Below are 16915 nucleotides of genomic sequence, written 5' to 3' on the forward strand. Positions count from 1 at the left end.
ACTCGTTTGTCAGCCGCGCAGCACGGCTCCGACGGCGTCGGCCGCGGCCGCGACCGCGGCATCGCGCGCGGCGCTGGCCTCGTCCTCGGTCAGCGTGCGGTCGGCGCCACGGAAGCGCAACGCGAATGCCAGCGACTTGCGGCCCTCACCGACCTGCGCGCCCTCGAAGACGTCGAACAGGCGGATGTCCTCGAGCAGTTCGCCGCCACCGGAGCGCAGCGCCGCCTCGACCGCGCCGGCCGGAACCGACGCGTCGACGACCACCGCGACATCCTGCAGGACGGCCGGGAACGGCGAAATACGCGGCGCGGGAAGAACTTCCGTGACAGGCAGGGCGTCGAGGTCGATCTCGACCGCGCACGTACGGGCCGGCAGTCCGGCCCGCTCGAGCACCGCCGGATGCAGCTCACCGGCGTGTCCGACGACCGTGCCGCCGAACACCACCTCGGCGCAGCGGCCCGGGTGCCACGGCAGGTACTGCGCGGCCCGCAGTTCCACCGTGACGCCGGCGGCGTCGGCGATCGTCCGCACCGCCGCGAACGCGTCCGCCGCCTCGGCGGGACGGCCCGCACCCCACGGCCCGGACGGCTCCCGCAGGCCCGACAGCACGGCCGCGACGTGCAACGGCTGCGCAGGCAGCGACTTCAACAGCTCGGCGATCTGCTCGTCCGTGGGACGGCGGTCCACCGGCAGGGCGTCGACCGGCTTCGTATCCGGACCCGGCTGCACCACCTGCGCGATGCCGTACAGCGCCAGGTCGCGCTGACCACGAGAAGCGTTGCGGGCCATTACCTCGAGCATCCCGGGCAGCAGCGTGGTGCCGAGCTCGGGACGATCGGCCTCGAGCGGGTTGAGCACCTTCGTGGTGTTGCGGCGCGGATCGTCGGCGTCCAGGCCCCACGTGTCGAACACCGCGTGCGGCAAGAACACCGGCGGCAGGATCTCGACGAAGCCCGTCGCGGCCAGCATCCGGCCGACGGCGCGGCGGCGACGCTGTTCCGGGGTCAGCCCGCGGCCGGCCGGGGCGTGCGGCAGCACCGACGGGATCTGCTCGAGCCCTTCGAGACGCAGCACCTCCTCGACCAGGTCGGCCGGTTGCACCAGGTCGGGACGCCACGACGGCGGCGTCACGACGAGCTGACCGTGGCCGGTCTCGCTGACGCCGACCTCGACGATGCACCCGATCTGCGTCAGGCGCCGTGCGGCCGTGCCGTTCGGGTAGCTCACGCCGGCAACGCGATCGGGAAGGTCGATGTCCATGCGGATCTGGCCGGTCGGCGCGACACCGCCGACATCGGTCAGCACGGGTTCGACGGTGCCGCCCGCGATCTCGACGAGCAGCGCGGCTGCGCGGTCGAGCGCCGGGAGGGCCACCTCGGGATCGACGACGCGCTCGTACCGCTTACTGGCCTCGCTGATCAGCTTGTGCCGACGCGACGTCTTGAACACCGCGAGCGGATCCCACGTGGCCGACTCGAGCAGGATGTCGGTGGTGCCATCGTGGACCTCGGTGGTAGCGCCGCCCATGACACCGGCGAGCGAGACCGCACCGGAATCGTCGGCGATCACGACATCCTCGGGATCGAGGGCCCGCTCCACACCGTCGAGGGTGGTCAGCTTCTCCCCCGCCTCGGCGCGACGCACCACCAGTCCGCCCTGGACCTTGGCCGCGTCGAACGCGTGCAGCGGCTGGCCCAGCTCGAGCAGCACGTAGTTGGTGACGTCGACGGCCGGCGAGATCGGGCGCACGCCCGACATCAGGAGCCGACGCTGCAGCCACCACGGGCTCACGGCCTTGGGGTCGATGCCGGTGATCCGGCGGGCCGTGAAGCGGGTGGCCTTCGATTCCGGCTCGAGCTGGACCGACCACGCCTCGCCACCGTCGGACGGCAGCGCCGGCACCGCGGCCGGGTCGGCGAAGTCCAGATCGAAACCGCAGGCGAGCTCACGCGTGAGACCGCGCACCGAGAAGCAGTAGCCCCGGTCGGGCGTGATGTTCAGCTCGATGATCGTGTCGTCGAGGCCCAGCAGCGCGTTGGCGTCGGTGCCCGGCTCGGCGGTTCCCGGCTCGAGCACGAGGATGCCCGAGTGATCCTTGCCGATGCCCAGCTCGGAGGCCGAGCACATCATGCCGTTGGACACCTTGCCGTACGTCTTGCGGGACGCGATCGCGAAGCCGCCCGGCAGCACCGCGCCCGGCAGGGCCGCGACGACGAGGTCACCCTCCGCGAAGTTCCGGGCGCCGCACACGATCTCCTGCGGCTCGTCGGCGCCGACGTCCACCTTGCAGAAGCGGATCGGCTTCTTGAACTCGGTGAGCTCCTCGATCTCCAGCACCCGGCCGACCACCAGGGGTCCGGTCACGGGCTCGAGGGAGTCGACCTCCTCGACCTCGAGACCGACGCGGACGAACCCGGCGTCAAGTTCTTCGGGGCTCACCTGCCACTCGGGAGTCGCCCGCTGCAGGATCTCGGTCAGCCACGATTGCGCTACTCGCACGTCTACTCAGCTCTCTCGTTCTCGTCGCGATCAGGCCTGGACACCGAAGGGCAGCGTGAATCGCACGTCGCCCTCGACGATGTCGCGCATGTCGGGGATGCCGTTGCGGAACTGGAGGGTCCGCTCGAGGCCCATGCCGAACGCGAAGCCGGAGTACTCGTCGGGGTCGATTCCGCACGCGCGCAGCACGTTCGGGTTCACCATGCCGCAGCCACCCCACTCGACCCAGCCGGCGCCGCCCTTCTTGTTCGGGAACCACACGTCCACCTCGGCCGACGGCTCGGTGAAGGGGAAGTAGTTGGGGCGCATACGGGTTCGCGTCTCCGGCCCGAACAGCGCGCGGGCGAAGGCGTCGAGCGTGCCCCGCAGGTGTGCCATGGTCAGGCCCTTGTCCACGGCCAGACCCTCGATCTGGGAGAAGACCGGGGTATGGGTGGCATCGAGTTCGTCGGTGCGGAACGTCCGGCCCGGGCACACCACGTAGATCGGGATCTCACGGGAGAGCATCGTGCGCACCTGCACCGGCGAGGTGTGGGTGCGGAGCACCTGACGCGAGCCCTCCGGCGCGATGTGGAACGTGTCCTGCATCGTGCGGGCCGGGTGGTCGGGCAGGAAGTTGAGCGCGTCGAAGTTGAAGTGCTCGGTCTCGACCTCAGGGCCCTCGGCGATCTCCCAGCCCATGCCGACGAACACGTCGGCGATCTGCTCGGAGATGATCGTGATCGGATGCCGTGCACCCGCGGGCCGACGATCGGACGGCAGCGTCACGTCGATCGCCTCGGCGACCAGCACGGCTGCGTCGCGCTCGGCGAGCAGCACCTCGCGGCGCGCCTCGAACGCGGTGGAGACGCGGGTGCGGGCCACGTTCACCCGCTTGCCCGCCTCGGACCGTTCCTCCTTGGGCAGTGCGCCCAGACCGCGCTTCGCGAGCGCGATCGGCGCCTTGTCACCGAGGTGGTCGATCTTGGCCTTGGCGAGTTCGTCGAGATCGGAAGCCGCCGCGAAGGCCTGCTCGGCGGCGATTGCCGCGGCACCGAGCGCCTCCTCGGTGAGCGCGTTCGCATCGACAGTCGGCGGGGCACCGCCCTCATTCTTAGCCACGACCGGTGCAACTCCTTGTCTATCGATGGATATCAGCGCGCGCGGGCACAACACTCGAATCCTAGGCGATCGGCCCAGGACGGTTCGACCGAGTTCGACGGACCGTCATGCGCTCCGATGCTGGACGCGCGCGCTCGCGTACAGGCAGATGGACGCAGCGGTGGCGAGATTGAGGCTCTCGGCCCGACCCCGGATCGGGATCCGCACCCGGTGGTCGGCGCGGGCGGCGACCGCCGGATCGAGGCCGTGGGCCTCGTTGCCGAACAGCCACGCGGTGGGACGGGCCAGCAGGTCGTCGGCCTCGTCGAGGTCCACCTCGCCGTCGGCGGCCGTCGCGAGGATTTGGATACCTGCGGCGGTGAGCGCACCCAAGACGGCGTCGGTGTCGCGTTCCCGCACGATCGGCAGGTGGAACAGGCTCCCGGCGGAGGACCGCACACACTTGCCGTTGTGCGGGTCGACGCTGTCGCCGGCGAGGATCGCGGCGTCGGCCCCGACCGCGTCGGCGACCCGGATCACGGTACCGGCGTTGCCGGGTTCGGCGATCGCGACGGGCACCGCCAGCAGGCGGGTGTCGGGCGTCACCGCCTCCGTCAGCGGAACATCCAGAAGATCGCACACCGCGATTACGCCGGGCGGGGTGACGGTGTCGCTCATGGCGCGGATCGCGCGATCGGTGACCAGGGACGTCCGCACTCCGGCGCCGTGCGCGGTCTCGACCAGGTCGCGGTACCGCTCACCGGCGTGCTCGGTGAAGAACAGCTCGTGAACGGTGGTGCAGGCCAGCGCCTCGCTGACCGAGTTCTCGCCCTCCGCGAGGAACCGCCCCGCCTTCCTGCGCTCTGCGCCGCGCAGGAGCTTGACAGCAGAAACGACCCGTGGAGTCCGTTCGGTGAACGGGTCCACGGGTCGGTTCTGGAACAGCTGACTCAGGCCGCTTCTCCGGCCGGAGCGTTGACGTCGGCAGGCAGCGCAGCCTTCGCAACGGCCACCAGGCCGGCGAACGCGGCGGCGTCCGAGACGGCCAGCTCGGCGAGGATCTTGCGGTCGACCTCGACACCCGCAGCCTTCAGGCCCTGGATGAAGCGGTTGTAGGTGATGTCGTTGGCCCGAGCCGCAGCGTTGATACGAGCGATCCACAGCTTCCGGAAGTCGCCCTTGCGCGCGCGACGGTCACGGTAGGCGTAGGTCATCGAGTGGAGCTGCTGCTCCTTGGCCTTGCGGTACAGGCGCGAACGCTGTCCGCGGTAGCCGCTCGAGGCCTCGAGAATCGAACGACGCTTCTTCTGGGCGTTGACTGCCCTCTTTACGCGTGCCACTGCAAAATCCTGTCAATCTTCGGGGCGCTGCTGCCCCGTGCGGTCAAGTAGGGGAAGTGCTCAGATGCCGAGCAGGCGCTTGATGCGGGGCGCATCCTGGTCGCTGACGACGGCCTTGCCGTCCAGGCGACGGGTCACGCGCGAGCTCTTGTGCTCGAGCAGGTGGCGACGTCCGGCCTTCTGGCGCAGGATCTTTCCGCTACCGGACACCTTGAATCGCTTCGCGGTGCCGCTGTGGGTCTTCGACTTGGGCATGGAGTCCTCAGTTCTTGTGTTTCTGTACTTCGGTCTAGCGTGGTCGGGCTAGGCGCTCGGCGACGGCGCGGCGCCACCGTCACCCGCGGCCGGCTTCGGCTGCGTGGGCTGTGCGGCCTGCGCACCTTCCTGGGCCTTCGCGCGCGTCTTCGCACCCTTGTGCGGGGCGAGCACCATCGTCATGTTGCGGCCGTCCTGCTTCGCGGAGGTCTCCACGAAACCGAGGTCCGCGACATCGGCACCGAGACGCTGCAGCAGACGGAACCCGAGCTCGGGCCGGGACTGCTCGCGACCACGGAACATGATCGTGACCTTGACCTTCGAACCGGCCTCGAGGAAGCGGATGACGTTCCGCTTCTTGGTCTCGTAGTCGTGATCGTCGATCTTGGGACGGAGCTTCTGCTCCTTGATGACGGTCTGCTGCTGGTTCTTCCGCGACTCACGCGCCTTCTGCGCCGTCTCGTACTTGAACTTGCCGTAGTCCATGATCTTGCAGACCGGCGGACGGGCATCGGGAGCCACCTCGACCAGGTCGAGGTCGGCCTCGAGTGCTACGCGAAGCGCATCCTCGACACGCACGATCCCAACCTGCTCACCACCGGGTCCGATGAGGCGAACCTCGGGAACTCGGATGCGCTCGTTGATGCGGGTCTCAGTGCTGATGGGGCCTCCTAGGTAGTGCGGTGCAGTCCGTTGACCGCGCCGCAGCCCGTGCGCCCTCGTACCTCAACAAGAAAGCCCCGCGTCGGCGAATTGCTCGCCGTGCGGGGCCCGATGTCGACCGGTGCAATGCCAGTTCCGAGACCTCGGACCTAGCATCCCTTCAGATGACCGAAGGAGCCGCCCAGGAAGTTGTCCCTGGCGGCGACCGGACCACTGAACTGCACCATTCGGCGCCGCGCAGAGGTGGGAGTCGGACTCCACTTTGCTGCCCTGGCCAGAGCCGAGGGCGGTCGTGACGCAAAGCTTAACATCAAACGAGCCGCGTATCGAATCGCGCCGCGGTCTACGACCCGGGCGAATCGAGCACCGTCCACGATGGAATCCTGACAGCATGACGCAGAACCCCGACCCTGCCGACGCCGTCCAGCACGCCGAGGACGACATCGCCGACCTCGACGACGTCCGCGATCTCGCCGACGTTCCCGCCATCGAGGTGATCAGCCGCGCCGCCGTCATGCTCATGAGCTCGGCCGCCGAGAAGCTGGGCCTGTCGGATCCTGATCCGGAGAACAGTCCCCACCTCGACCTCGACGAGGCCCGCCGGGTGATCACCGCGCTCGCCGGACTCGTCACCGCGTCCGTCGAGTACCTCGGCCCGCACGCCGGCCCGATCCGCGAGGGACTGCAGGCGCTCCAGCGCGCGTTCCGCGAGACGTCCGCGCATCCGGACGAGCCCGGCAAGGGCCCCGGCGAGAAGTACACCGGCCCGGTCTACTGAGCCGACTTCCCGACCCGCACGCTCGCTGAAGCCCGCATCCGGACATTTCCGGGGTGCGGGCTTCGTGCGCTTCACCAGACGAATGCACTGGAACCGCGGTTTGCGTCAAACCGCCTCGAACCCTCCCGATCGGTTGATACCGTCCCCGACGGCATAACGGAGACCACCTCTCCCCCACCGGGCACGGCGCCAGTCGGGCCGACACCTAGGAGACACGAATGGGATCGCTCCTCTCGATCGCCAAGCTTCTCGGCTTCGACCCCAAGGAGGCCCTCCCGGGGATACTCGATCAGCTGCTCGCAGCGTCCACCGCCGCGAATCAGCCGCCAGCCACCAGTCCGTAGATCTCCAGCCTGAGCGGACAGGTCCGCCCCGTGAGCTGACCGACGGAAATACCCGAAACAGGCATGAAGCGTCGGCCGGCACGACCGCCAACCTCGGGCCTTCGTATTCGATACCGCACTCATCGCGTGACACCGGTTCATGCACCGCCACACAGGGTTCACCGCAAGGAGAACCTGTACCGAAGGAGCTTTCTGATGGGATCGAACACCACCGTTCTCGACGCCCTGGCGCCCGTGGTCGACTTCGCCTTCGGCTCACTCGGCCCCCTGGTCGCAATCATCCTGCCCCTCACCAGCCTCGACCCCGGCAAGCTGGGCGACCTGTGATCAAGGCCGAGAAGTAACCCCAGTCCGGCAAGCCCGGACCCGGGATCCACCGAAGCGGTGGGGGACGTTCGATCCGCCACCGCTTTCGTGTGTCGCCCCCCATTTCACGGTCCACCACTTGCACCCCGGCCCCCGCCACGTCGCGCGTCGAACCGACTCGACCAGCCGACGCGGCCGCCCACCCGACCCCAATCTGCGCGGATGACTCGGCCACCGGCCCCGCCGGCCAGCATGCGGAGCGCGTGCGACACGTCAACGCGCGGGGTTCGCCCACAAACAGAACCGCACCGAAGGAGCAATACATGGTCATCGAAAACCCTATTGGCTACTGCCCGAATCTCGGCTCGCTATCCGGCTCGATATCCCCCTGCTCGCTGCTCGGAATGCTGCTCGGGTCGGTGATGTACCCGGACACGTACGCCCTCTCGTAGATCCCGGTCCAGCAAGTCGGGACCACAGATCCCCCGAAGCGGTGGGGGATGCTCGGTCCCCCACCGCTTTCGCGTGTCACCCCTGTCGCACGGCCCGCCCATGCGCCCGGTCGGCGCCACCGCGCAGGCCGAATCGACGTCGCCTAGCCGACCGCTGCCGGCTTCCGGACCCGCTTGCGCGGCGCCGAGGTGGCCTTCCGGGTCGTCGCCTTGTCGGCGGCTGCACCGTTCCCGGCCACCGCCGCGGGAGCCGCGAGAACCTCCTTGAGGAACCGGCCGGTGTAGCTCTCCGGAACCGCCGCGACATCCTCGGGGGTTCCCTCGACGACGACGGTGCCGCCGCCGGATCCGCCCTCGGGACCCATGTCGACGATCCAGTCCGACGTCTTGATGACGTCGAGGTTGTGCTCGATCACGATGACGGTGTTGCCCTTGTCGACGAGCCCGTTCACCACCTTGAGCAGCTTGCGGATGTCCTCGAAATGCAGGCCCGTCGTGGGCTCGTCCAGCACGTAGACGGTGCGTCCGGTCGAGCGCTTCTGCAGTTCCGCGGCGAGCTTGACGCGCTGCGCCTCACCACCGGACAGCGTCGGCGCCGGCTGCCCGAGGCGCACGTAGCCCAGACCGACCTCGACCAGCGTCTTGAGGTAGCGGTGGATCGAGGTGACCGGCTCGAAGAACTCGGCGGCCTCCTCGATCGGCATGTCGAGGACCTCGGCGATGGTCTTGCCCTTGTAGTGCACCTCGAGCGTCTCGCGGTTGTACCGCGCACCGTGGCACACCTCGCACGGCACGTAGACGTCCGGCAGGAAGTTCATCTCGATCTTCAGGGTGCCGTCGCCCGAGCATGCCTCACACCGACCACCCTTGACGTTGAACGAGAAGCGACCCGGCTGGTAGCCGCGCACCTTCGCCTCGGTGGTCGCCGCGAACAGGGTTCGAATCTTGTCGAACACGCCGGTGTAGGTCGCCGGGTTCGAGCGCGGGGTGCGACCGATCGGCGACTGGTCGACCTGCACGAGCTTGTCGAGCTGGTCGAGACCGTTGATCCGCGTGTGGCGGCCAGGCACCTGACGAGCACCGTTGAGCTTGTTCGCCATCACCGTCGCGAGAATGTCATTGACGAGCGTCGACTTGCCCGACCCGGACACGCCGGTGACCGACGTCAGCACACCCAGCGGGAAGCTCACGTCGATGCCCTTGAGGTTGTTCTCGCGAGCCCCGACGACGGTGACCTGTCGCTTCCGATCGACGGCGCGACGTTCGGTCGGGACGTCGATCGTGCTGCGGCCGGAAAGGTAAGCGCCGGTGAGTGATTCGGCGTTGGTGAGGAGTTCCTCGTAGGGTCCGCTGTGCACCACGCGGCCGCCGTGTTCGCCGGCGAAGGGTCCGATGTCGACCACCCAGTCCGAGGTCCGGATGGTGTCCTCGTCGTGCTCGACGACGATGAGGGTGTTGCCGAGATCACGGAGACGCGTGAGGGTTTCGATGAGCCGACGGTTGTCGCGCTGGTGCAGGCCGATGGACGGCTCGTCGAGCACGTACAGGACGCCGACGAGACCCGAGCCGATCTGGGTGGCCAGTCGGATGCGCTGCGCCTCGCCGCCCGACAGGGTGCCGGCGGCGCGCGCGAGCGACAGGTAGTCGAGGCCGACGTCGAGCAGGAAGCCGAGTCGCGCCTGGACCTCCTTGAGTACCTGCCCCGCGATGGCCTCCTCGCGGGCGCCGAGGGTCAGGCTGTTCAGGAACGCCGAGCAGTCCGCGATCGACAGCTCACACACCTGGGCGATCGACTTCTCGCCGTAGGTCTCCGACGAGATCGACACCGACAGGATCTCGGGGCGCAGGCGCGCCCCGTTGCACGCGGGGCACGGAATGTCGCGCATGTAGCCGTCGTAGCGTTCCTTCATCTGTTCCGACTCGGTCTGCTCGAGCCGCCGGTGCAGGAACGGCATGACGCCTTCGAACTCGGCGTAGTACGAACGGGTGCGCCCGTAGCGGTTCTTGTACTTGACGTGCACCTGTTCGGTGCTGCCCTCGAGGATCGCCTTGCGGGCCTTGGCCGGCAGCTTGTTCCACGGCGTCTGCATGTCGAAGCCCATGATGTCGCCGAGACCGGACAGCAGGCGACCGAAGTATTCGGAACTCTGTCCCATCGACCACGGCGCGATCGCACCGCCCTCGAGCGACAGTTCAGGATCCGGAACGACGAGGTCGGGATCGACCTCCTTGCGGATACCGAGGCCCGTGCACTCGGGGCAGGCGCCGTACGGCGAGTTGAACGAGAACGAGCGCGGCTCGAGGTCGTCGATCGAGAGCGGGTGCGCGTTGGGGCACGCGAGCTTCTCGGAGAATCGGCGTTCGCGGTCGGGCGCGTCCTCGTCGCGGTCGACGAAGTCGAGCACCACGATGCCCTCGGCCAGTCGCAGGGCCGTCTCGACCGAGTCCGTGAGGCGCTGCTTCGCGCTGGCCTTCACGGTGAGGCGGTCGACGACCACCTCGATGTCGTGCTTCTCCTGCTTCTTCAGCTTCGGCGGATCGGTGAGCTGGTGCACGACACCGTCGACACGCACGCGCGAGTAACCCTGAGCGTTGAGCTGCTCGAACAGGTCGACGAACTCGCCCTTCCGGGTGCGGACCACGGGGGCCAGCACCTGGAATCGGGTGCCCTCCTCCATCTCGAGGACCTGGTCGACGATCTGCTGCGGCGTCTGCCGGGCGATCTGCTCACCACACACCGGGCAGTGCGCGGTGCCGGCGCGCGCGTACAGCAGGCGCAGGTAGTCGTACACCTCGGTGATGGTGCCGACCGTCGAGCGCGGGTTGCGGTTGGTCGACTTCTGGTCGATCGACACCGCGGGCGAGAGCCCCTCGATGAAGTCGACATCGGGCTTGTCCATCTGTCCGAGGAACTGGCGCGCGTACGCCGACAGCGACTCGACGTAGCGCCGCTGCCCCTCAGCGAAGATCGTGTCGAACGCGAGGCTGGACTTTCCGGAGCCGGACAGTCCTGTGAAGACGATCAGGCTGTCACGGGGCAGATCGAGATTGATCCCTCGCAGATTGTGCTCGCGTGCACCTTGCACGATCAGGCGATCCGCCACACGTATTCCCTTCTCGGTTCGACCCCGCACGGACATTCGTCCGGGCGCAGCCCATGGTAGGCGCGGGCACCGACAAACTCGCCGACCAGCAGGTTTCCCGATGATCGGCGGCTATGGGCGGCGACACCGCGATTCGACGGTAACCTCCCGATCATGGAGCAGCAGCGCATCACCATCGACGACGACTACACCGGCGACCTGTCGGGCAGCTCGGCCGCGCAGCGCCGGACCGTCCCCGGCGCCACCATCATCAAAATGTCCGTCGGCCCCATGGACAACAACACCTACCTGGTGACGTGTTCCGTGACCGGGAAGTCGCTGCTCATCGATGCCGCGAACGACGCCGAGCGCATCCTTCGGCTGATCGACGAGCAGGCGCCGCGGCTCGAGTTGATCGTCACGACGCATCAGCACCACGACCACTGGTTCGCGCTGGCCGAGGTCGCCGGCAAGACCGGAGTGCCCACCGCCGCGCACCCCCTGGACTCGGAGATCCTGTCCGTCACGCCGGCGCGCAGCCTCGAGGACGGCGACACGGTGAGCGTGGGCGATCTCACTCTCGAGGTGATACATCTGAGCGGGCACACGCCGGGCGGCATCACGCTGGCGCTGACGGAGAAGGACGCCGGCGGTCGCGTCCACCTCTTCACCGGCGACTCGCTGTTCCCGGGCGGGGTCGGCAAGACCCCCGACGCCGAGCGATTCACGTCGCTGATGGACGACGTCGAGACGAAACTGTTCGGCCGGTTCCCCGACGACACCGTCTTCTACCCCGGTCACGGCAAGGACTCCACGCTCGGAACCGAACGCCCGCACCTGCAGGAGTGGCGCGAACGGGGCTGGTGACTGGAGCGGTACCCGGCGCGGTCTTCGTGTCTCGGTCTCGCTTTGTTCTCGTCTCGTGCCGGATCATCCCTACCTGGCTACGGTGGAACCACCATCCAGGTAGGGAGGTCGACCATGATCGTTCGCCGAATTGCCCGCCCTTTGCTCTCCACCGTGTTCATCGCCGGTGGAATCGGAGCACTCCGTAACCCTGGCCCACCCGCCCAGGCCGCCGGACCGTTCCTCGAGAAGAGCATCGAGACGCTGCCGGGTGCTGTGTCCGACAAGCTTCCGTCCGACCCCGAGACACTGGTCAAGCTCAATGGAGCACTACAGATCGGCGCGGGTGCGTTGCTGGCAATCGGCAAGGCGCCCCGCGCCTCCTCGCTGATCCTGGCCGGGACGTTGATCCCGACCACTGTGGCCGGCCACGACTTCTGGAACGTCGACGACCCGCAGCAGCGGGCAATGCAGCGCATGCAGTTCTTCAAGAACATGACGATTCTCGGGGGGCTGTTGATCGCGGCGGTCGATACCGAGGGCAAGCCCTCCCTGGGTTGGCGCGGCAGACGCGCCGCGCGCAAGGCACAGGCCACCGTCGCCGACGCGTTGTCGGGCGAGCACGGACCCGACACGGAGCACACCCTGCACGTGATGTCCGATCGGGCCCGAACGGCCGCCGAACATGCCGGTGAACGAGGGGGCGAACTCCTCGATGCCGCACGAGTTCGCGGCGCCGCCCTGGCTCACCTGGCCAAGGAGCGCGGCACCGAACTCGGCGAGGTCGCCCACGAACGCGGACCGGCGCTGGCCGAACTCGCCCGCGAGCGCGGCACCGAGTTCGCCCACCTGGCGCGCGAACGAGGCACGGAGTTCGCCCACCTGGCACGTGAACGAGGCACGGAGTGGGCCGCCGCTGCGAGCGAACAAGGCGAGGAACTGAGCAGGCGGGCGCGCAAACAGGCCGAGCGGGCTCTGGCGACCGCACGAGCGAAGGCGGCCGAATTGCAGGAGTGACATCGTGACTCCGCGCCGAGCAGCGCGATCACCGATCCGTCACACGGGCAACGCGACGAGCGCACCGAGTACCGCCACTCCCGCGAACATCCAGGCGACGTAGTCGCCGATGTGACCGGAGTGCCATACGCGGAGCGCGTGGACTCCCGGCGTCGCTGCGCGCATCCATGGAGCGAGCTGTCTCTCGAAACGTCGCCAGTGCAATCCCACCGCGGCGACGCCGCACGCCAGGAGTACTCCCACCACGTTCGACAGGACGACGTCGCTCGTCCACCAGGGACCGGCGACGGACCCGTGAACGGGCTCGATTCCGTACAGCACGGCACCGATGTACGCGTCGGCGTCGACGAATCCTGCGCCGGCTCGCGTCAGCGCGTCGACGCCACCACGCCACAGCCCGAGCGACGCGGCGATCCCCAGCATCGCGAACACCGCCGCCAGCATGCTGATCGGAGCACGACGCAGGCGCCGGGTGTCGGGTTCCTCTCCGCGTCCGGTCATCTCCTCGGCATCGGGTGCCAAGCCCTGAATCTCCTCCGGCACGACACCCCAGCCGCGGTAGAACCGTGCCCCGGCGCGCATGGCCGCTCCGGCCGTCGCCGCGGAGACTGCGACGAACACGACAGGGGCCCAACCCGACCCGGCGCCGACCAGCGAATCCTCCGACAGCGCCTTACCGAGCCCGACCGCGAACGGTGGCAGGCCGGCAAGTGCCAGGACGGACACGAAGTAGAGGACGGGGCCGAGGCGTTCGCCGCGCCCTCGGCCCTGTAGATCGAATTCGTCGACCCCGCCGTACCGATCGAGCATCACTCCCACCAGGAGGAACAGGGCGGCCTTGGCACCCGAGTGCCCCACCATGAATACGGCTGTGGCTGTAACCGATTCGGCGTCGAAGGCACACAGCGCCAGGAGGAACAAGCCCATGTGCGCGATCGTCGAGTATGCGAGCAGACGCTTGAGGTGGCGCTGGCCCAGGCACATCAGGGCACCGACCACCGCGGTCGTCACGCCGAGCACCAGCAGCGCACGCCGTATGTGGCCGGACGGCAGCACGTTCGAGAAGACGACGGTGTACACCCGCCACAGGCCGTACAGGCCGAGTTCCACCATCACGCCCGAGAACAGCGTGCACACCGCGGCCGGCGCGACGGCGTGCGCGTCGGCCAACCAGAAATGAAACGGCACGATCGCCGCCTTCACCAGCATTCCCGTCGACACCAGGACGAACGTCAGCACGATGAGAGTGTCGGATGCGCCCGCCGACACCGCCTGCCCCAACTGCGCGAGGCCCAACTGACCCGCCTGCGCGTACAACAGACCGATGCCGAAGAGCGTCAGGCAGGCACCGAGGGACTGCGCGATGCCGAAGTTCAACGCCCCCTGGATCGCGAACCTGTCCTCGATCTTGATCCCGGTGAGCGCGTACGCCGCGACGCCCATGAGTTCGAGGAAGACGAACATGTCGAACAGGTCGCCGGAGAGTACGAAGCCTTCCATCCCGGCCAGGAAGAGCAGCACCAGTGCGTGATAGCGGACGTCGGCCTCGTCCAGTCCGCGGCGGCTGTACACCAGCGCGATCACGGTCACCAGTCCGATGAACATCGCGAAGTACACCGCGATGGGGTCGCCGACCAGCGCAATGCCGACGCTGGTTCCGTCGGTGGGCCGCCATCCGCCCACCCATGTCACGACGGCGCCCCCACCGGACGCAATCGCCACTCCGCCCGCTGCCACCGCGACACCGAGGGCGGTAGCGATCGCGGTGGCACTGACGATCGCGCGGGGAAGCCACGGGCCGACGGCCATGACGCTGCACGCCGCCACGATCGGTGCGGCGACGAGGATCGGCAGTACCTGGCCGGCGGCGGACGTCACCGCCACCTCAACCGTGCAGTGCGCGGAGTTCGTCTGGGTCGACGGTGCCGTGACGCTTGTGGATCTGGATCGCCAGGGCGAGGAGCAGCGAGGTGACCGTCGCGGCGACGACGATATCGGTGAGGGCCATCGCCTGGACGACCGGATCGACGACGTCGGTGGACGGTGGCGCGCCGGAATCGAAGATCGGCGCGGTCGCGTCCCACTGGAAGCCGACCGCGATCAGCAGTACGTAGGTTCCCGACTGCGCGACGGTGAGGCAGACGATGGCGTGCACCAGGTCTCGGCTGCGGACGACACCGAATGCCCCGATCAGGACCAGCCAACCCGCGACGCTGTAGGCGTAGACGCTCATCGTCGTGACTCTCCCTTCGGCACGATGGTGATCTCCTGTGCCAGGAACTGGGCGAGAAGCACCGTCAATCCGGCGGCCACCGCGATGCCGACCGCGACGTTGAGCAGCGGAACGGTTCCCGCCGACGTGAGGGTGCCGAGGGTGCCGACGGGCAGGAAGTTGGCGAGGAAGGCACCGGCGGCAACGGTCCCGGCCACGCCCACCACCACGAATGCCGCAGACGCGACTGCCTCGGCCACGTCGAATGCGTTCACTGGGCGCAGCCGATCGAGGGCCCGATAGCTTCCCGCGACGTAGAGCAGATGCGGACCGGTAGCCAGGAGCACGCCGCCCTGGAACCCACCTCCGGGCGTGATGGTCCCGTGCACGACGATGTCGAATCCGACGACGAGCGTGACGGGCAGCAGTAGGTATCCGACGAGTCGTGTCGCATCGAGCACCCGACCGTGCTGCGCTGGACGCAGCTCGCGCTCCTCGGTCGCCGGACGCAGCAGCGACATGATGCCGACGACCGCGGCGAGCAGCATGGTCTCCTCGCCCAGCGTGTCGAAGCCGCGCTGGTCGAAGTTGATCGACGACACCACGTTCGCGGTCTCGCGGGACAGCGCCGCATGCACCGCGTGATCGCGGTACGTGTGTTCGGATCGCCCGAAGCCGGGAACGTCACCAACGGCGACGGCCCACAGGAGACCGATGCCCACCACGCCCGTGACGAACACCGCGACGCGCAGATTCCGGTTCATTCGTCGTCGCCTCGAACCAACTCGGCCCGCCGCATCGCCCGGATCGTGAGCATCACCACGAGCGGCACGACCCCGGCACCGATGACCAGTTGCGACAGGGCCACATCGGGCGCCTGGAGCGTGAAGAACAGCAACGTCAGGCTGAGCCCGAAGACCGAGAGTGTCACGGCCTGTCGCTGGGGGTCCGCGGTCAGCGCCACCGCGGTGCCCGCAATCGCGACCAGAGTGAATGCGACTGCCACGAGCGCCGTCATTCGGGCACCTCCGACCGTACGAGCCCTTCCCGGTGCGCCGTCATCCGCGCGATCGCGGCGCCGGCGGCGGGTCCCGTTCCCACGAGCAGCGCCACGGTCAGGGCGATCATGCCGGAGGCCGCCGACAGACCCTGGTCCAGAATCAGCGCGATGGCCAGCAGGGGCGCTCCGAGCGAAGTGCAGACGGTGAGCAGGTGCAGGCGCCCGAAGACCGGGGACGCTCCGAGACCCAGGCTCGACAGCGTCGAGGCCACGACGACGCCGGCGCCCGCGACGGCCAGGACACACACCACCGCTGTCACGGCTGCCGCCCCAGCAACCGGGTGAAGACCAGCGTGCCAGTGAGCGACACCACCGCCGCGGCCAACGGAACGATCAGATACGCCGGTCGCGCCCACTCGACACTGAGCGACAGCAGCACGAGAACCGTCGTCACGCCGGTGAGCTGGAGACCGACCAGGCGGGCGGGCGGGTCACCGCGGGACGAGATCCACAGGGCGGGCACGAAGGACCCGACCAGCAGCGTCAGGGCCACGAACATCCACGGGCTCATTGCATCGTCACCGACTTCCGCAAGGACGAGGAGGCGCCGACGACGCAGTGCACCGTGACCGTGTCGGTCTCGGGGTCCGCGTCGAGCACGACGGTCCCCGGCGTCGCCGCGAGGACCCACACCGCGCACGCTCGGCGAGCCGCGGATTCCCGCGGCGTGCCCGGTGGAAATGTCAGGGTCTCGATCGACGCCGGTTCACGCCGACAGGTCGACCGGGCGAGCCGGAGCGTGTCGACGACGACCGAAGGCGGCAGCCACAGCGCCCATCGGATCCACCGCCCGTCGAACTTCCACGCGCCCTCGTTCGCGCGCCGAGCCCAGTGCGCTGCGAAGGCACACGGAATCGACAGCAGTCCCGCCGCGATCAACTCCGGTGCGACCACCGCGGGCGCCGTGACCAGCCATACGCCCGCCGCGACGAACCACCACACGACGATCTCGGCTACCGCCGCCATGTGCCTCATGCCCG

Annotated in this window: 19 protein-coding genes and 1 pseudogene; 6 read left to right on the forward strand and 14 right to left on the reverse strand. The window is 68.5% G+C overall.

The window, feature by feature from the left end; translation table 11 throughout:
* Positions 1–9: 9 nt before the first annotated feature.
* From pheT to infC, 6 genes are all read right to left on the reverse strand, one after another.
* On the reverse strand, positions 10–2499 hold the full coding sequence (gene pheT, locus ABTV10_RS13295; protein WP_499027577.1) for a phenylalanine--tRNA ligase subunit beta: 2490 nt from the start codon (positions 2497–2499) through the stop codon (positions 10–12).
* Positions 2500–2529: 30 nt separating this feature from the next.
* Positions 2530–3600 (reverse strand): phenylalanine--tRNA ligase subunit alpha, encoded by a 1071-nt coding sequence (gene pheS / locus ABTV10_RS13300; RefSeq protein ID WP_499027579.1) that lies wholly within the window; start codon positions 3598–3600, stop codon positions 2530–2532.
* Between the two features lie 105 nt (positions 3601–3705).
* Positions 3706–4506 carry a TrmH family RNA methyltransferase gene (locus ABTV10_RS13305; protein ID WP_499027581.1) on the reverse strand — a complete coding sequence of 267 codons (801 nt, stop codon included), beginning with the start codon at positions 4504–4506 and terminating at the stop codon, positions 3706–3708.
* 23 nt (positions 4507–4529) lie between these two features.
* The gene (gene rplT, locus ABTV10_RS13310; protein ID WP_031938929.1) at positions 4530–4919 is read right to left on the reverse strand and encodes a 50S ribosomal protein L20; all 390 of its coding nucleotides are present in this window, start codon (positions 4917–4919) and stop codon (positions 4530–4532) included.
* 60 nt (positions 4920–4979) lie between these two features.
* The gene (gene rpmI / locus ABTV10_RS13315; RefSeq protein WP_433604390.1) at positions 4980–5174 is read right to left on the reverse strand and encodes a 50S ribosomal protein L35; all 195 of its coding nucleotides are present in this window, start codon (positions 5172–5174) and stop codon (positions 4980–4982) included.
* 48 nt (positions 5175–5222) lie between these two features.
* Positions 5223–5882: a translation initiation factor IF-3 gene (gene infC, locus ABTV10_RS13320; protein WP_499035178.1), complete on the reverse strand. Its 660-nt coding sequence runs from the start codon at positions 5880–5882 to the stop codon at positions 5223–5225.
* A gap of 346 nt (positions 5883–6228) precedes the next feature.
* Here infC and ABTV10_RS13325 point away from each other — a divergent pair, with 346 nt between their 5' ends.
* The 4 genes from ABTV10_RS13325 (at position 6229) to ABTV10_RS13340 (ending at position 7717) form a co-directional block, all read left to right on the forward strand.
* On the forward strand, positions 6229–6615 hold the full coding sequence (locus tag ABTV10_RS13325; RefSeq protein WP_499027585.1) for a DUF1844 domain-containing protein: 387 nt from the start codon (positions 6229–6231) through the stop codon (positions 6613–6615).
* A gap of 218 nt (positions 6616–6833) precedes the next feature.
* Positions 6834–6959: a hypothetical protein gene (locus ABTV10_RS13330; protein ID WP_433604394.1), complete on the forward strand. Its 126-nt coding sequence runs from the start codon at positions 6834–6836 to the stop codon at positions 6957–6959.
* A 195-nt stretch (positions 6960–7154) separates the two neighbouring features.
* Positions 7155–7286: a hypothetical protein gene (locus tag ABTV10_RS13335; protein WP_499027587.1), complete on the forward strand. Its 132-nt coding sequence runs from the start codon at positions 7155–7157 to the stop codon at positions 7284–7286.
* Positions 7287–7588: 302 nt separating this feature from the next.
* Positions 7589–7717: a hypothetical protein gene (locus ABTV10_RS13340; protein ID WP_499027589.1), complete on the forward strand. Its 129-nt coding sequence runs from the start codon at positions 7589–7591 to the stop codon at positions 7715–7717.
* Between the two features lie 242 nt (positions 7718–7959).
* On the opposite strand, the pseudogene uvrA reads toward ABTV10_RS13340, so the two are convergent.
* Positions 7960–10821 (reverse strand): annotated as a pseudogene (uvrA, locus tag ABTV10_RS13345) (excinuclease ABC subunit UvrA); the annotation flags it as partial.
* A gap of 153 nt (positions 10822–10974) precedes the next feature.
* Here uvrA and ABTV10_RS13350 point away from each other — a divergent pair.
* Together ABTV10_RS13350 and ABTV10_RS13355 are read left to right on the forward strand one after the other, a co-directional pair.
* Positions 10975–11667, forward strand: coding sequence for an MBL fold metallo-hydrolase (locus ABTV10_RS13350; protein ID WP_499027591.1), 693 nt, complete (start codon positions 10975–10977; stop codon positions 11665–11667).
* Between the two features lie 114 nt (positions 11668–11781).
* On the forward strand, positions 11782–12663 hold the full coding sequence (locus tag ABTV10_RS13355) for a DoxX family protein (protein WP_499027593.1): 882 nt from the start codon (positions 11782–11784) through the stop codon (positions 12661–12663).
* 39 nt (positions 12664–12702) lie between these two features.
* On the opposite strand, the gene ABTV10_RS13360 is transcribed toward ABTV10_RS13355, so the two are convergent.
* From ABTV10_RS13360 to ABTV10_RS13390, 7 genes are read right to left on the reverse strand one after another with little or no spacing between them, the layout of a single operon-like run.
* Positions 12703–14541, reverse strand: coding sequence for a complex I subunit 5 family protein (locus ABTV10_RS13360; RefSeq protein WP_499027595.1), 1839 nt, complete (start codon positions 14539–14541; stop codon positions 12703–12705).
* Between the two features lie 7 nt (positions 14542–14548).
* Positions 14549–14896 carry a sodium:proton antiporter gene (locus ABTV10_RS13365; protein WP_499027597.1) on the reverse strand — a complete coding sequence of 116 codons (348 nt, stop codon included), beginning with the start codon at positions 14894–14896 and terminating at the stop codon, positions 14549–14551.
* Positions 14893–15639 (reverse strand): MnhB domain-containing protein, encoded by a 747-nt coding sequence (locus ABTV10_RS13370; RefSeq protein WP_499027599.1) that lies wholly within the window; start codon positions 15637–15639, stop codon positions 14893–14895. Before ABTV10_RS13370 ends, ABTV10_RS13365 begins: the two co-directional genes overlap by 4 nt.
* The gene (locus ABTV10_RS13375; protein WP_499027602.1) at positions 15636–15893 is read right to left on the reverse strand and encodes a hydrogenase subunit MbhD domain-containing protein; all 258 of its coding nucleotides are present in this window, start codon (positions 15891–15893) and stop codon (positions 15636–15638) included. The genes ABTV10_RS13370 and ABTV10_RS13375 overlap by 4 nt, the downstream gene beginning before the upstream one ends.
* Complete coding sequence (locus ABTV10_RS13380) at positions 15890–16195, reverse strand: monovalent cation/H(+) antiporter subunit G (protein ID WP_499027604.1); 306 nt, start codon at positions 16193–16195, stop codon at positions 15890–15892. Before ABTV10_RS13380 ends, ABTV10_RS13375 begins: the two co-directional genes overlap by 4 nt.
* Positions 16192–16446, reverse strand: a complete 255-nt coding sequence (locus tag ABTV10_RS13385) for a monovalent cation/H+ antiporter complex subunit F (RefSeq protein ID WP_499027606.1) — start codon at positions 16444–16446, stop codon at positions 16192–16194. Before ABTV10_RS13385 ends, ABTV10_RS13380 begins: the two co-directional genes overlap by 4 nt.
* Positions 16443–16901, reverse strand: coding sequence for a Na+/H+ antiporter subunit E (locus ABTV10_RS13390; RefSeq protein ID WP_499027608.1), 459 nt, complete (start codon positions 16899–16901; stop codon positions 16443–16445). Before ABTV10_RS13390 ends, ABTV10_RS13385 begins: the two co-directional genes overlap by 4 nt.
* Between the last annotated feature and the right edge of the window lie 14 nt (positions 16902–16915).

The organism is Paraburkholderia sp. RHO2 (genome assembly GCF_050955445.1).
Lineage (GTDB): Bacteria > Actinomycetota > Actinomycetes > Mycobacteriales > Mycobacteriaceae > Prescottella > Prescottella agglutinans_A.

Bases quoted from the DNA above. Each gene is read 5' to 3' on its own strand.
- rpmI (WP_433604390.1), bottom strand. From the start codon at position 5,174: ATGCCCAAGTCGAAGACCCACAGCGGCACCGCGAAGCGATTCAAGGTG.
- ABTV10_RS13325 (WP_499027585.1), top strand. From the start codon at position 6,229: ATGACGCAGAACCCCGACCCTGCCGACGCCGTCCAGCACGCCGAGGAC.
- ABTV10_RS13330 (WP_433604394.1), top strand. From the start codon at position 6,834: ATGGGATCGCTCCTCTCGATCGCCAAGCTTCTCGGCTTCGACCCCAAG.
- ABTV10_RS13335 (WP_499027587.1), top strand. From the start codon at position 7,155: ATGGGATCGAACACCACCGTTCTCGACGCCCTGGCGCCCGTGGTCGAC.
- ABTV10_RS13340 (WP_499027589.1), top strand. From the start codon at position 7,589: ATGGTCATCGAAAACCCTATTGGCTACTGCCCGAATCTCGGCTCGCTA.
- ABTV10_RS13350 (WP_499027591.1), top strand. From the start codon at position 10,975: ATGGAGCAGCAGCGCATCACCATCGACGACGACTACACCGGCGACCTG.
- ABTV10_RS13355 (WP_499027593.1), top strand. From the start codon at position 11,782: ATGATCGTTCGCCGAATTGCCCGCCCTTTGCTCTCCACCGTGTTCATC.
- ABTV10_RS13365 (WP_499027597.1), bottom strand. From the start codon at position 14,896: ATGAGCGTCTACGCCTACAGCGTCGCGGGTTGGCTGGTCCTGATCGGG.
- ABTV10_RS13370 (WP_499027599.1), bottom strand. From the start codon at position 15,639: ATGAACCGGAATCTGCGCGTCGCGGTGTTCGTCACGGGCGTGGTGGGC.
- ABTV10_RS13375 (WP_499027602.1), bottom strand. From the start codon at position 15,893: ATGACGGCGCTCGTGGCAGTCGCATTCACTCTGGTCGCGATTGCGGGC.
- ABTV10_RS13385 (WP_499027606.1), bottom strand. From the start codon at position 16,446: ATGAGCCCGTGGATGTTCGTGGCCCTGACGCTGCTGGTCGGGTCCTTC.
- ABTV10_RS13390 (WP_499027608.1), bottom strand. From the start codon at position 16,901: ATGGCGGCGGTAGCCGAGATCGTCGTGTGGTGGTTCGTCGCGGCGGGC.